Genomic DNA, 15,121 nt, shown 5'->3' with positions numbered 1-15,121 from the left:
TAATTTTATGTGGTTAATAATAAGTTTTGTATTGGGAGCTTTGCTGCTTGGTCTGGTCATGTGGCTTAGAAGCAGCCATGTATCCTTGACCTGGTACGAATGGGTTTTGGGTATTGTCGGACTGGTTCTCCTGCTCTTTACGGTTCTGTTCTTTACAGATGCTCTGGGAGAGACCGAATCTAAAGCCGCTACCATGTTCCTGCTGGTGCTCGGATTACCGGCAGTTATCCTGCTGGCGCTCAGCTGGCAGCTGACTGTGCGGAGAATAAAAAAAGCGTAGCTCAGGTTTAAGGTTTATACCCTAAACGGGGGAGAAATCCCCCGTTTTTCATTTTTAAGAGGGTGGCATATTTTTAGGTAAGAGCATATGCGCGGGTTGAATATTGGGGAGTTGCAGATTTGACAATATACTATATACCGGATAAATTATATATATAATGTAAAGTATTTATCCGGACAAATTCTGTTAAAATTTGAAAAATATCCGATGCAAAGGCATATTCGGCCTTCGGTAAGATAGAAAGGTTTAGGGAATGTGGATAAAGCAGAAATTATAAAAAGTATAATTGAAATTGAGGGGCAGATAGGCCAGACTGTCCTGCCCTACGCTATGAATTCATGGTGCAAGCTGGATGTTCCTCTTGCCCAAATGAAAAGTCTGTTTATTATTATGAGCAAGGGTGAAACTAATCTGAGTACTCTGGCACAGGGGCTGGGGGTTACCCCCGGGGATGTAACCGGCATTGCAGAACGTTTGGTTGAGCAAGGGCTGGTTATCCGCAAAACCGGTACTGTAGATAGACGGATAACCATGCTTCAGGTTACCGACAAGGGTCGTGAACTGGTTACCGATTTGGTAGAAAGCAAATCCGGGCATATGTTGCATATTTTGGAGCATATGAGTTTAGATGGGCTTGAGTCTTTGAGGAAGGGTCTTCAGGAACTCATTTTAGCCATAAGGGCACATCAGCAGGAACTTAGCTAATAGCATAAAGGAGTATTTCTTAATGTGGCATATTACCAAATGGGCCTTACGTAGCAGACTTGTTACCATTCTTTTAGCGCTGGCAGTTGCCGGTGCTTCTTTGTGGGCATTTATGGGCATTAAAGTAGAGCTGATGCCTGATATCAGCTTGCCATATACCACTGTGGTTACAGTTTACCCTCAGGCTACTCCCGATGCAGTGGTCAGAGATGTTACCACCCCTATTGAAAGGTTTGTCTGGGACGAATGGGCAGACAAGGGTTTAAAACACCTCACTTCCACTTCTTCCGAAGGCATGTCTGTAATCATGGCCGAATTTGAGTACGGCACAGATATGAATGCCGTTGGTGAAAGCCTTAATGAAGGCATCAGTAAAATCAGCTTCCCGCAGGCGGTTACCAATTTTGCCGCCATGATGGGGGCTAATGCCAAGAACCCTCAAATCATTCCTATCAATATGAATATTATGCCTATGGTAAGCTTGAGCCTGTCCGGAGATTTACCGCCGGACCAGCTAAAACAAATTGCAGACAGACAAATTGTACCCCTGTTGTCTCAGCTTGACGGGGTACTCAGGGTGGATACCGAGGGCGGAGAAAAAGATTATTTAGTAATTTCCCCCGACCCGGCCAAGATGACCCAGTACGGTATAACCATTTCCCAAATTGCCGGCATACTGGGTACCAATTACTCTTCACTGAGTGATATTGAACAGATTTCGCTGGGTGGAGATGACATTAAACTGTCAGATATTGCCACCATTAGTCTTAGTCCTTCACCCTCATCAGCCATTACCCGCACCAACGGCAAGCCCAGCGTAGGTATATCTGTAGTAAAAACCGAATCTGCCAATACAGTTGAAACTGCCAACGCCATAAATGAAAAAATAGCTGAATTGCAGGGAACACTGGGTGACGGCGTTACCATCAGTACTGTTTTTGACCAGTCAGATTTCATTGGTACCAGTATCAGCCAGCTTGAAGAAAAGGCGATTGTAGGCGGTATTTTAGCCGTATTGGTGGTCTTCTTCTTCCTTTGGGCTGTAAGGGCGTCTTTGATAGCTGCCATCTCCATTCCCCTTAGCATATTCTTTGGTTTCCTGTGCATGAGTTTATTCGGTATTACTCTGAATATACTTACCCTAAGTGCCATGACCATAGCGGTCGGGCGGCTTATAGATGACAGTATAGTCATAATAGAAGTAATCTACCGCCGTTTGCGTGCCGGGGAAAGTTTCAAAGAGGCAGCTATCGGCGGTGCCAAAGAAGTGGCCACTCCCATTACCACCGCTACTCTGGCTACCGTAGCTATCTTTGCCCCCCTTATGTTTGTCGGCGGCATTGTGGGTGAAATGTTTGTCCCCTTTGCCCTTACCGTAACCTTCGCCATGCTGGCCTCACTCATAGTTGCCCTTACCCTTATTCCGGCACTCTCCAAGTGGTTGGTCAGCTCCAAACAGAAAGTAGTTATAGCCAAGGACAACTGGTATCAAAAAGTTTATATCAAGGCCTTGAAGTGGACGCTGGGACATCGTCTGGCGGTAGTAGCCACGGCGGTATTGCTTCTGATAGGCAGTGCCGGTCTTCTGCCTATGGCTGGTACTTCATTCATGTCCGGTTCGTTCGGCGAAGAAACCATATCAATAAGTATTTCACTGCCGGCTACGGCTGATGTCAGTGCTACCAGTGCACTTACCGCCAAGGTGGAGGCGCTGCTTGGGGCAAACCCGTCAGTCCGCAGTTACAGTTCAACCATCGGTACCTCCGCTACCTCCATGGCTGGCATAATGAGTGCCTCTCAGGGCGGCGGTGGCGCCAATACAGCCAGTATTATTGTTTACCTGAACTCAGCTGACTTGCAAACGGAACTCTCAAATATCACTCTGGCCAGCCAGGGCATTACTACCGATGGGGTTATTCAGGTCAGCTCCGGTTCGGGTGACAGTATGGGCGGAAGCATATCCAGTTCTTCCATAAACCTTTCCATACAGGGGCAGAACCGGGAAGAAATAGCCAGTATTACTGCCCAACTGTTGGAGATGCTTAAGGGTGTTGACGGTCTGGAAGAACTCAAAAGTGACCTGACAACCGTTGTGCCGGTACTTAATATTGCGGTAGACCCGGCAAAGGTGGCCACTTCCGGGCTGTCACCTGCCCAGTTAGCCCAGTTGCAACAGGAATTTGTGCTCCTGATGAATGGCGGAGCATTGCCCGGTACAACTATTACGCTGGGAAGCGGCAGTTATCCGGTTTACTTCAAGGGTATAGCTGGCAGGTTGAGTGATGCCGAACAGGCTAAAAACCTGAAAATAGGTTTCCCGGTTTCGGTCACCCTGAATGATATTGCTTTTGTTGGCGTAGTGGCAGAGCCCTCACATGTCAGCCATACAGATACCATGCTTTCTGCCACCATTACCGGCTTGATAACTGAGGCTAATGTGGGTGCGGTAAATGCGGCGGTTCAAGAACAGGTGGATGCCTTGCCTTCACATCCGGGAGTAAAGGTGGTGACCGCCGGTATCGCCGAACAGATGGGTGATACATTTATCCAGATGGGTATTGCCATTCTGGTGGCCATTGCCATTGTTTTCCTGATAGTCATACTCATGATGCGTTCTATCCGCAATCCCCTGCTTATTATGCTAAGCATACCTCTGGCCTTTATCGGTTCTATGCTGGCTTTGGTAGTAACCGGCTATACACTGGGAGTTTCGGCCTTGATGGGTATGCTGATGCTGGTGGGTATTGTACTTACCAATGCCATAGTGCTGGTATCCATGGTGGAGCAGCAGCGCAAGCATGGTCTTAGCGTTAAAGACGCCCTGATAGAGGGCGGCAAAATCCGCCTGCGCCCCATAGTCATGACGGCCCTGACTACTATTTTGGCCATGATTCCCATGGCACTGAGTGTCAGTTCCGGTACTATGTTAAGTGCCGAACTGGCTATTGTGGTTATCGGCGGCATGATAAGCTCTACCTTCCTGACCCTGTTTGTCATACCGGCTGTATACAGCATGGTTTACCGGGGTAAGTAACAGTCTTTTCCCGTCCGGGGATTTATAAAGTTATTCGGGGGTGCCGGCAAAGTAACGGCACCCCCGACTGTGTTTTGAATGCTTCATACAGACGGTATGCTTGTTTGAGGGGTTTGTCTGTGGAAGTAAGAGCGGATTTGGTACGCCGAAGTGATGCCAAGTACGCAGGTTGTAACTAAGGGGTGCGTCTTGGGCGGGGGCGTCTTGACGGAACAGGGCTTGGTGGCTGTTTGGCAACTGCAATGTTTTTCTGCTGGTCTTTATTTTGGGGGTCTTTTTCAACAAAAACAGGTTTTTTGGAAAAAGGGTCTATACCGGTACAGTACATCAGGCTGGAATAGGTAGACGGTGCCGGCAGAAAAATCTGTACCTGCTCAGGGTTGATTCTAAGATTATCACGGGTAAACCGTTTCAGCTTCTGCATATCGCTTCGGGTGCACCCGGGGTGGGCGGCAATCAGGTAGTAAGTCAAAAATTGTTCCTTGCCGAACTTTTTATTCATGCGGTCAAACAGCTCTTTAAAGCGTAAAAGCAGTGATATGCCCGGCTTTCCCATTCTGTTCAAAACGGCTGTTTCGGTGTGTTCCGGTGCAACCTTCATCTGGCCGGATATATAGTGCTGTACCAGCTCTTTCAGGTATTGTTCGCCATACTGTCTGTCACTAAGCAGCAGGTCATAGCGGATACCGGATGAGGCAAATACCTTTTTGACGCCCGCAACCGAGCGGACTTTCTTCAGCATTTCCAGCTGTTTATGGTGGTTCACTTTCAAATAAGGGCACACTTGCGGGTATAAACAGCGTTTGTCCTGGCACGCCCCCTCTTTCAGCTTTTTTTCACACTCAAAGCCGTACATATTGGCTGTCGGGCCGCCTATATCCTGTATATATCCCTTGAAATCAGGATACCGGGCCAGTTTTTGGGCCTCAGCCAGAATAGATTCCGGGCTTCTCCACTGGACGGTTCGTCCCTCGTGCATGGCAATAGCACAAAAATTGCACTCCCCGTAACAACCCCGGTGGGACTGGATGGAAAAGCGGATAGTCTCCAGAGCTTTTACCGCCCCCTGCTTCTGGTAATACGGGTGCTGGGTGCGTTCAAAATCCAGCCCGTAAATACCGTCCATCTCTTTTTGGGTAAGGGGCATAGACGGCGGGTTTTGGATAAGATAGCGGTTGCCGTTTTTCTGGTAAAGCCCTTTGGCGGTCAGGGAATCATTATTCCGGTAAAAATCATGAAACATATCAATCAGGGTGTGAGCGTCTTTTTCAACTGCCTCAAAAGGAGGTAGCTCCAGATAACCCGCCCTTTTTATAGCACTTTCCTCTGCCCCTGCAATATAGCAAAGCCCCCGTATATCCCATACTTCGGTTCCGTTTTTCAGTGCGGCAGCCAGCTCAAGCACCGCTTTTTCCGCCATGCCGTAGAGCAGGTAATCCGCCTTGGCGTCAAACAGGATTGAAGGGCGGATACGGTCAGTCCAGAAATCAAAATGGGAGATGCGCCTCAGGCTGGCTTCAATACCGCCCAGCACTATAGGGCGGGTATTCTTAAAGTAATGCTTTATCAGGTTGGTGTAGACAATGCTGGCTTGGTCTGGACGGCGGTTATTTATTCCGCCGGGGGTATAATCGTCACTTTTTCTTCTTTTTTTGAGTGAGGTATAGTTGGCAACCATAGAGTCTACACTGCCTGCTGTTATCCCCCAAAAAAGCTTGGGTTCACCCAGACGGCATATATCACTATCCGTATGTATATCCGGCTGGGCAATGATACCCACCCGGTAACCCGCCTGGCTTAGAACTTTGCCGATAAGGGCTGAGCCGATAAACGGGCTGTCTATATAACTGTCACCGGTTACCAGTATGATATCCGGCTGATCCCACCCCAGTTTTAATAACTCATGGGGGGTTGTAGGTAAAAACATAATCTCTCACTCCTAAGGGTGGTTTTATTATACATTAAGGGGAAATTATTTGGGTTCAGGGTTTTTTCAGGAGGATAAATAACCAAAATCAACGTTATTATAATAAAATTGGGGTAACGGAAAGTAATTACTGTCCTAAAAAAATCTTTGGTTGTTATTCTGCAGAAGAAAGGTTATTCATCTTGCCGCGAAACTGGGTTTCATAGAGATTTGCATATAGTCCTCCCAGAGCCAGCAGTTCGCTATGGGTACCCCTCTCCACTATATGTCCATGGTCCAGCACCAATATAATATCCGCCGCCAGAATGGTACTCAGGCGATGGGCAATGACAATGCTGGTACGCCCCACCATTACATGTTTCAGGGCTTCCTGAATAAGGTATTCAGACTGGCTGTCCAGTGAGCTGGTGGCTTCGTCCAGCACCAGTATACGCGGGTTTTTAAGGATAACCCGTGCCAGTGCCAGACGCTGTTTTTCGCCCCCGCTCAGCCGGTAACCGCGCTCTCCCACAATAGTTTCATATCCTTGGGGCAGACCCTTTACAAACTTGTGGATATTGGCTGCTTTGGCCGCCGTTTCCACTTCTGTCTGGGTAGCATCAGGTCTGCCGTAGAGCAGATTGGTACGCACAGTATCATGGAAAAGGTAGGTCTCCTGAGTGACCATGCCTATCTGGGCGGCAAGTGAGTCAAGGGTAACATCCATAAGGTCATGCCCGTCTATCAGTATTTGCCCGGCAACGGGGTCATACAGACGGGGGATAAGATAGGTAAGGGTTGTTTTGCCTGCCCCGCTGGGGCCAACCAGCGCCACCAGCTGGCCGGGTTCGGCTCTGAAAGAGATATGCTCCAGAACTTCGCCGTTTGTACGTTCCGCACCGGCGGCATCTTTTTCACCGCCGTTTCGGGGCGCACCACCTGCACCGGACAATACCGAAACTACATCCTCCATCTGGCCGAAACGCCGCACTTCCCTGAGGAGTCCTTTTTCTTCCCGCTCATAGTGGAAAAGAACGTCCTTAAATTCCAAAACGCCGCGTACCTTTCCCAGAATACGGGCGTTTTCTTTTTCTTTTATATCAAGCGGTACATCCAGTACCTCAAAAACGCGTTCAAAACTAACCATAGAGGTGGCAAAATCCACCGGGGCGTTAGTCAGGGTCTGCAAGGCCCCGTACAGGGTAGTCAGGTATACACCCAAAGCTACGATAGTACCTATAGTCAGTGTTTCCTGGATTACAAAATAGCCCCCTACCCCGTAAACCAGAGCTATGCCGATAGCACTTAAAAGACCTATGCTGGCGAAAAAAAGTGAGCCTGTAACCGCCCGTTTTATACCTATGTTTCTTACTTCTTCGGAACGCTGCTTGAAACGGCGGTCTTCTTCAGAGGAACGGCCAAACAGTTTGACCAGCAAAGCCCCGCTTATGTTAAGCAGTTCCTGGGCAACGGCATTCATTCTAGCGTTCAGGTCAAGCTGGTTTCGGGCAATATCCCGCAGCCTGTTTCCCAGATGATGGGCAGCCCAGAAGAAAAGGGGCAGTATAGCTACACTTACCAGTGCCAGCCGCCATTCCAAGGTAACCATTACCGAAAATACCACTACTGCCTGAATCAGGCTGGTTACGATAGATACAAAAGTATTACTGATAGCAGTCTGGGCGCCGATAACATCGTTATTAAGGCGGCTCATCAGTTCACCGCTTTTGGTGTGGGTAAAAAAGCTGAGTGACATACGCTGAAGGTGCGAAAACATAGCCAGTCGGAGGTCGGATATAACCCCTTCGCCCACATGTGAGTTATATCTCCTCAGCACCACGTTCAAGAAACTGGTCAGCAGAGGTATTGTCAGCAGTGCCGCAATCAGCCAGCTTAAACGGGTCAAATCCTTGTTCGGCAGAGTAGTGTCTATCAAGTCACGCAGTATCAGAGGGGTCAATAACCCCAGTCCGGTGGTAGCCAGAGTGAGGAGGAGCATCCAGAGAACCAGCCACCGGTAAGGGCGGGCATAACTCCATACCCTTTTCAACAAGCCCCGGGTAATTTTGGGCTTCTCGTCAGGGGAGTTTCCATTTATACGGGAATAATAGCTGTGTATCATGAACATCTATTATAGCATTTTCAGTCCGTACGGCAGTATGTGTCTCAATTTTGTTCGGGATATTAAAAGTTACGTATATGTAAGTCTTGACAGTAACGTCACATGGTGTTAATATCATTACGAAATGGATAATGAAGTCGCCTACCAGATAAGTGAAATAGCCAAACAGTCCGGTGTCAGTCTGCGTACAGTCAGGTTTTACCAGCAGAAGGGACTGATTGTGCCGTCTTTGCGTACCTCAAGCGGCATGAGTCTGTTTTCCCAAAAAGATGTCAACCGGGTTAAGCTTATACGCCGCCTTAAAGATACCGGAATGAGCCTGAACCGTATTCTGGATATACTAGATGCAGGCGGTGAAACTGACCGTAAGGCCAAGGCTGAGCATACCCTTAAAGTGCTTAAGCTGGAAGCGGAAAATGCCGCCAGCCGTATTGCCGAACTTGAGCGCCAGAGCCGTGAGAGAAAAGAGATAATAAGTCTGGTTAGCAAATGCCTGGGTTGTGACATGGAGGTGTGCCCGCAAGAGTGCCCTCCCCGTAATCATCTGATTTATTAAATAATAGGAGGAATATATAATGTCAAAAATTCTAGTGGTTTACCAAAGCTTCGGGGGCAAGACCAAATCTTTAGCTGAAGCGGCGGCAGCAGGTGCTAGTTCTGTCGGGGCTGAAACTGTAATTAAAGAAGTTTCAGCTGTCAGTGCTGACGATTTTTCCGGTATTGGCGGGGTTATTCTGGCTACTACCCAACCCTTCCAGTCTATGGCAGGCGGCACTAAAAGCCTGTTTGAACGGCTGTGGATGGGACGGGACAAGATTAAAAAGGGTATTCGCTTGGCCATTATTATCTGCCATATGAATGATACCAAACCCACCGAAGATAGCATCAAAGCTATTGCCGGCCATCTTGGTCTTGAGCAGGTAGCTGGCGGACTGACTGTAAAAGTAGATGAAATTGAAGCTGGAAAAGAGAGCGCCAGACAGCTGGGTATTGCCATGGCTCAGGGCGGTTAGCAGACAGCTTTAACCCAAAATCTTCCTCTGCCCTTATTCTCTCCGGCAGGGGGAAATGAATTTGATTATAACAGGCAAATCTAAAGGGCATCGGATTATCCGGTGCCCTTTAAACTATACTTAAACTAAAACAGTTTGCGGGTATTTTTATCAGGGTATATTTATTTTCCCTGTTCCTTCAGCTATATGCATAGCGGCAAAGCCGTCTTCGTCACTATAGGCCCACAGGATATTATTGGATCCATGCACAATGTTCTGGTCATAGGTATCACCGGTGGTTAGCAGTCTTTTAAACTCCAGTATGGTATAGCCGCCGGATTCGGTGCCCCCGTATTCCAGAATACTGCTTGTTCCGCCAAGTTTGGTATCCAGAGAATGCTCCTCTTTGTTTAGGCCCCACAGGTCATAAATATAGGCTTCTCCGCTACTCACTCCGCCCAGTGCAAAATCAGCCGAAGTGTGGCCTTTGGCAGGCAGGGGTTGAAAACCGATTGAAATCCAGCCGGTAGCCTTGGCCTTGATGCCAATATAAACATACTGGTCATCTGTTCTGGAAAACAGGGTAAAGTTGGCATTTAGGGCTGAGCTATTGGTATATTCGCTCACCGTTATAATCCCGTCTGCCACCCATTCCGCCAGTGCGGCAGGGTCTGAAATCTGGGTGGTGGAATCTGTATTATCGGGCGGGTCTGAATTCATCTCCGCAATGGCGGCACAAGAAGAAAACAGCAGACTGGGCAGAACCAGTATGGCAAGCAATGCAGCTATATGTTTTTTATTAGACGGCACATTAATCCCCTTTTTTGATTTTATAGTTTGAATATGCATCAATTATACTAAATATTGTTAAAGAAATACGAATTATTGTCTGGATGAACCTTATATGGTTATCAAATTAAGCCTTTTAGCCTGCTTGTTGTTTTAAAGCCTTGTTTAAAAATTGTTCCAGAATTGCAGGATGAAAAGGTTTGGAAATGTGCATCAGGTCAGTCTGCTGCATCTGGGCTTCCAGATCCGAAACGGTCATATCTCCGGTCATGAAGATAACCTTGCCTGCCAGTTCCGGTCGTTTGGAAATCATTTGCGAATAAAATTCCAAACCGCTCATGCCCGGCATACGGATATCCAGCAGTACCAGATCAAAGCTGGTTGTTTCCAATTTTGAAAGGGCCTTAATCGGGTCACTGAAACTCTCAACCTTATGCCGCATCTGCTCCAGTACCCGGGTAACCAGCTGGCATATATGCTCTTCGTCATCTATTACCAGTATGCTGGCGGCATGGTTATCACCGGCTTTTGGCGTTAGCCCTTCCTGCTGGACAGTCCAGTCTTCTGTTTCGGAAGAATCCATCGGCAGGTTGATAGTAAAAGCCGTACCCCGGCCGTATTCACTCTCAACCTCAATAGTGCCGTGGTGATCAAGGATAATGGCCATAGCCAAACTTAACCCCAGCCCGGTCCCGTCTTTGGGGCCTTTGGTGGTGAAAAAAGGCTGGAATATTTTGGCTTTAACTTCCGGTGTCATACCGGGACCGTCATCTGCAATGCAGATGCTGAAAAAGCTATCCTCCCGGGTAGTAGTTATGGTTAGTTTCCCTCCGTCATGTGCCTTTCTCATGGCTTGTTCGGCATTGATGACCAGGTTAAGAAATACCTGTTGCAATTGTCCCGGATCAGCGGTAATCCAAGGCAGATTCTGGTCATACTTACGGATAACCTCTATATTGGCGGTTTTAAATACATAGCTTCGGAATTCCAAAGTATTATCAATAAGCTCATGAACATTCAGCCGTGTCTTTACGGGTTTATTTTGTCTGGCAAAGGTGAGTAACCGTCTTACGATCTCCACTACCCGCTGAGAACCGTGGTTGATTACCTGAAGATCCGCCATGATATCTTCGGGCAGGTCTTCACGGGCTGCAAGAAGCTCGGAGAAACCTATAACCCCGGTTAGCGGGTTATTTATTTCATGGGCTATTCCGGCGGCCATCTCGCCTATTGCGGCCAGACGGCTGGCCATTTCCGCCTTATCCCGCAGTCTCTGGTTTTCAAGCTCGGCTTGTTTGTGGGCAGTCAAATCACGGATAATGGCCATATCTGCGATCTGTCCGTCATATTCAATCAAACTGGCGCTTATTTCAACATATACCTCTTGACCATTCTTGTTAATCAGACAGGTCTCGTACCTGCCTGATGATTTCTGCCCTTCAATCCGCTTCTGATAATGCTTCTCAATCAGCTCTCTTTGTTCGGGTGATATAAATTGGACGAAGGGTTTTTCCAGAATATCTTCCATAAGGTAACCGGACAACTCTTTCATTTTAGAGTTGGCATAGACTACCAGCCCGTGCTGGACAATGATAATACCGTCATTGCCATGCTCCACCAGTGTAAAGTACTGTTCCTTGCGTTCCTTAAGTTCCTGGTCAGTTTGTTTGCGTTGGCTTATATCGCGGATAGTAGCCAGCCAGCCTACCTGTTGTTTTTGTTTGTTAAATAGGGGTTGCTTGTCCAGTTGGTAGGACTTTCCTTTTACTCTGGTCGCAGATTCCATGTCAAGGTGACCAAAATCTGTGATGGACAAACACTCTAGAAGGGGTGAGAGTTCGCACAAATCTCTTAGTTCCTGTCCGACCATAGTGTTGTCCAAACTGGTCATTCTGCAGGCCGCCGGGTTGGTTTCCAGCAGGCGGTTAGATTTATCAAAAACCAAAATACCGTCATTCATTTGCTGGAGAATAAGGGGATAGGCAAAAGGGATTGTTTTAAACAGCTTGAAGCGCATCAATCCCAGGGTTATGGCTATGCCGGAAATAGCAAACATCATGGGGGTAAGGTCTTTGCGCGGTAGTGACAGCAAATCAAAAATATATATAACGTTCCAGACCAAAGGCAGGCAAACTGCAAATAACAGTATAAAGGCCTGTTTGCGGTATATGCGTATTCCGGTGAATAACTGGCGTATTAAAATAATGGTTACGCCGGTAATCAGGGTATAGTTGTGTGCCACTGCTACCCAGAAAAGCACCCCGTAGGTTTTGGCAACTATCAGAAAAGGCCCGGAAGTAGTCTGGTGTTCGTTTGACCACATAAGATGGTGGGCGTCATTACTCCAGACCATTATCACTATGAAGAGCGGAAAGATGAAAAGGAGTGCCTTTTTCCAGTTTTCAAACGATTTGCCGGTGTTGGTATATTGAATAGCAAAAATCAGCCAGATTACCGGAACACTCATTGATCCCAAATAACCGATATTGTTAAACAGCAGTTGCTGACTCAGGCTGCTACTGGCGGCTTCAAACATAAAGCCGAATCCCCAGATAAATGTTGCCACACCAAGTGCCAGCATAGACCGGGCTACTGGTGCTTCACGGTTTTTCCAGCTTAATACTACTACTGTCAGACAAGCCAGTAACGAAATTGTCATGGCCAGATAGTAAAAAAACAGATAAGATTCGCTCACCGGGCTTCTCCGTGGTTATCAGATCTGAATATATCTTTACCTGCCTTGATATTTGAGGCTACAAGAGAAATTATATGTTGTTAGTAACAGTGTCATAGTATATGACTAATTTTAATACCCTTCATTGTATTCCTTGAGTAGATTTGTAGCAAGAATTTACCCCTTTTGTACCATAAAACTTTCTTCCTATATAAGGTGCAAGGCAGTATATTCAGGAGAGTCAATTGAAGGGTTTTAGGCAATATTGAAATAAAAGCGGTACTTTGGTTTCGGGTAATAGCAGAATCCGCCTGCCAAGGGATACAAATTTAAATATTATTTATGTGTAATCAAGCCGGGTTTGAAATAACGCCGGCATATCCGTATAATCAAATCCTTTTAATCCGGCATATAAAGGAGTCACGTGGAGTCAAAATTATCAAACCCCGCCCCTTTAGGTTTATTAGGTTTCGGCATGACAACAATCCTTCTAAATATCCACAATGCCGGTTTTTTCCCTCTGAATGTTGCCATTCTGGCTATGGGAATCTTTTATGGAGGATTAGCTCAGGTGATAGCCGGCATACTGGAATATCGCAAAGGCAATACTTTCGGCATGACTGCTTTTATTTCATATGGTATGTTTTGGCTGACTCTGGTATTTATCCTTATAGCTCCCCAAATGGGTCTGCCTGAAGTATGGGCTGCGCCGCCTGCCTTTCTGGGTTGGTATTTGTTTCTTTGGGGGCTGTTTACGTTCTTTATGGTATTTCCTACCCTAAAGAAAAACAGAGTAATGGCATTCGTTTTTATAAGTTTAACGGTTCTATTTTCCCTGTTAGCTATAGGTCACTGGGTACCCGGAGACGCAGGCAAGATATTTATCCGTATTGGCGGCTGGGAAGGCATAGTTTGCGGTCTTTCTGCAGTATACCTTGCGGCGGCAGAAATCTTGAATGAAAGCTGCGGTAGGCTGGTATTACCCGTTTTCCCTTTGGAAAATAAAGAGTGTAATAAGTAGATTTGCAGGGAGAAGATGAAACGATTGTTAGAGAAAAGTAAATATTTTACGCTGACGGCAGTTTTCTCAATGCTGCTGGCCTCGCTTATGGTTTTTTCTTTGGGCATTATGAAAGCAGTCAAGATTTTGGGCGGTTTTCTCTCCAATTTTGCAGAGGAAAGTGTTGATTTGATTCCTTTCATAGAGCTTATGGATATATTCCTTATAGCTACTGTGCTTTTGATTTTCGCACTGGGTATTTACGAATTATTCATTGGGAAGCTTTCACTTCCCGAGTGGCTTATTATAAGAAATCTCCATGACCTGAAAGTGAAGCTGAGCAGTTTGGTGATTATGGTTATGGGCATTATATTTTTAAAGCATTTGGTGGAATGGCAGGACCCGCAGGGTACATTTTATTTCGGCTTGGGTATGGCTGTAGTATCTGTGGCTTTAATAGCGTTTAATTATGTTGGCAGTAAAACAGAATAACGGCATGGTTGCTTTAGCACAAATCTTAGCGGGGGTTGTAATCCCCCGCTTTTTATTGGCTATCGGGAATTAAGTATCATACTTCATAAAAATCAGTTATTGCCCCAATTGCACCGGCTCGGCTTATCGTCTATTATTAACCTGAGATGAAGAAATTTATAAAGAATTTCAAAATATACAAGGTTCTGACCGGTCTGGTTTGTACCGCTCTGCTGTTTGGCACTTTGCTGGGCGGGCTGTTTTCAGCTTCTACAGTAATTGCTCAGACAGAAAAGCCCATCCTTTCTCTGTACCTACTTTCCGGTTACTATTATATGGACATAATACCTGGTGAACCTTTGAAACTTTATCTGGAACTTGAAAATGCCGGTTCTCAGGAAATATTTGATATAACCCTGTCGGCGGATGTACCTGCAAACTGGGTAGTGGAATATAGCCCTGCATCCATTGACTATCTGGGTGTCGGCCAGCGTAAGTCGATTGAGGCGGTGGTGCTTGCTCCTTCAGATGAGTCCCGCGGAGAGTACAATCTGGTTTTCATAGCCGAATACCAGCAGATACGTACTTTCAGCAATACTGTTCTAGTGGTCGGAGACATTCCCGGATTGTGGCAATGGGTGGGGTTGGGTCTGGGAGCGGTGATGATTGGCGGGTTTATTTTCCTGTACCGCCACTTTAACCGTAATTAAGGGTTTTGAGGTGATGAGATGATTGAACGTGTGCATGAGCATTTGATTGCTGAGCTGGCTTCCAATGCCCGCACAGATACAATATTTGTCCTGACCGCCATTTTCCTTAATCTGATAACTCTGGGTATAAACTCCGGCATAGCATCCTCTTCCGGTGAAAATACCCAGACAGTGGTCATGTTTACTTTTGTGGCACTGATAGTGGTTGTAAATTTTGTAGTTGAAGTAGGGCTTATCCGCGGACGCCAGATGAGAGCTAAATTAATTAACGGTTTGCTCAGAATGTATAAAGATCAGGGTGTGGCAGATTACTATGACCCATCTATGCTCAGTGATTATGCCCTCAGGTACAATCTCTTCATGCTGGCAGTCCTGTTTACCGGGCTGGTGGCAGTGGTAATACCCTTTTTGCTCAGGTAGCTGTCATGTCCTCTGTAG

Annotated in this window: 13 protein-coding genes; 9 read left to right on the top strand and 4 right to left on the bottom strand. The window is 46.7% G+C overall.

All coding sequences use genetic code 11. From position 1 onward, the window contains the following. The first annotated feature begins 7 nt into the window (after positions 1-7). From X794_RS06745 to X794_RS06735, 3 genes are all read left to right on the top strand, one after another. Complete coding sequence (locus tag X794_RS06745; protein WP_011309975.1) at positions 8-280, top strand: hypothetical protein; 273 nt, start codon at positions 8-10, stop codon at positions 278-280. Positions 281-535: 255 nt separating this feature from the next. Continuing rightward, entirely contained in the window at positions 536-985 is a 450-nt protein-coding gene (locus X794_RS06740; RefSeq protein WP_034375931.1) for a MarR family winged helix-turn-helix transcriptional regulator, read from the top strand. Between the two features lie 22 nt (positions 986-1,007). Then, positions 1,008-4,019, top strand: coding sequence for an efflux RND transporter permease subunit (locus tag X794_RS06735; protein ID WP_034375928.1), 3,012 nt, complete (start codon positions 1,008-1,010; stop codon positions 4,017-4,019). Between the two features lie 175 nt (positions 4,020-4,194). Here X794_RS06735 and X794_RS06730 read toward each other — a convergent pair whose 3' ends face one another. Both X794_RS06730 and X794_RS06725 read right to left on the bottom strand, forming a co-directional pair. Beyond that, positions 4,195-5,946 carry a YgiQ family radical SAM protein gene (locus tag X794_RS06730; RefSeq protein ID WP_034375925.1) on the bottom strand — a complete coding sequence of 584 codons (1,752 nt, stop codon included), beginning with the start codon at positions 5,944-5,946 and terminating at the stop codon, positions 4,195-4,197. A 154-nt stretch (positions 5,947-6,100) separates the two neighbouring features. Beyond that, entirely contained in the window at positions 6,101-8,053 is a 1,953-nt protein-coding gene (locus X794_RS06725; RefSeq protein ID WP_034375924.1) for an ABC transporter ATP-binding protein, read from the bottom strand. A 118-nt stretch (positions 8,054-8,171) separates the two neighbouring features. Between X794_RS06725 and X794_RS06720 the strand changes: the two genes are divergently transcribed. Then, a complete protein-coding gene (locus X794_RS06720) occupies positions 8,172-8,603 on the top strand; it encodes a MerR family transcriptional regulator (protein WP_034375921.1) in 432 nt (143 codons plus the stop codon). A 19-nt stretch (positions 8,604-8,622) separates the two neighbouring features. Further along, positions 8,623-9,060, top strand: coding sequence for a hypothetical protein (locus X794_RS06715; protein ID WP_034375918.1), 438 nt, complete (start codon positions 8,623-8,625; stop codon positions 9,058-9,060). A 150-nt stretch (positions 9,061-9,210) separates the two neighbouring features. Here the strand turns inward: X794_RS06715 and X794_RS06710 are convergent, their stop codons facing one another. Together X794_RS06710 and X794_RS06705 are read right to left on the bottom strand one after the other, a co-directional pair. Continuing rightward, positions 9,211-9,849: a DOMON domain-containing protein gene (locus X794_RS06710; protein WP_034375915.1), complete on the bottom strand. Its 639-nt coding sequence runs from the start codon at positions 9,847-9,849 to the stop codon at positions 9,211-9,213. A 115-nt stretch (positions 9,850-9,964) separates the two neighbouring features. Continuing rightward, positions 9,965-12,523 carry a histidine kinase N-terminal 7TM domain-containing protein gene (locus X794_RS06705; RefSeq protein WP_034375912.1) on the bottom strand — a complete coding sequence of 853 codons (2,559 nt, stop codon included), beginning with the start codon at positions 12,521-12,523 and terminating at the stop codon, positions 9,965-9,967. Positions 12,524-12,926: 403 nt separating this feature from the next. On the opposite strand from X794_RS06705, the gene X794_RS06700 reads away from it, so the two are divergent. The 4 genes from X794_RS06700 (at position 12,927) to X794_RS06685 (ending at position 15,103) form a co-directional block, all read left to right on the top strand. Then, positions 12,927-13,523, top strand: a complete 597-nt coding sequence (locus X794_RS06700) for an acetate uptake transporter (protein WP_011309966.1) — start codon at positions 12,927-12,929, stop codon at positions 13,521-13,523. Between the two features lie 15 nt (positions 13,524-13,538). Then, positions 13,539-13,994: a YqhA family protein gene (locus X794_RS06695; protein ID WP_011309965.1), complete on the top strand. Its 456-nt coding sequence runs from the start codon at positions 13,539-13,541 to the stop codon at positions 13,992-13,994. A 146-nt stretch (positions 13,995-14,140) separates the two neighbouring features. Then, the gene (locus X794_RS06690; RefSeq protein ID WP_011309964.1) at positions 14,141-14,683 is read left to right on the top strand and encodes an NEW3 domain-containing protein; all 543 of its coding nucleotides are present in this window, start codon (positions 14,141-14,143) and stop codon (positions 14,681-14,683) included. Between the two features lie 18 nt (positions 14,684-14,701). Then, entirely contained in the window at positions 14,702-15,103 is a 402-nt protein-coding gene (locus tag X794_RS06685) for a hypothetical protein (protein WP_011309963.1), read from the top strand. The last annotated feature ends 18 nt before the right edge of the window (positions 15,104-15,121 follow it).

It is taken from the genome of Dehalococcoides mccartyi CG5, from assembly GCF_000830885.1.
Classification (GTDB): domain Bacteria; phylum Chloroflexota; class Dehalococcoidia; order Dehalococcoidales; family Dehalococcoidaceae; genus Dehalococcoides; species Dehalococcoides mccartyi_B.
Note: the sequence above shows the minus strand (reverse complement) of the source record. Positions and strands in the feature narration are given on the sequence as shown.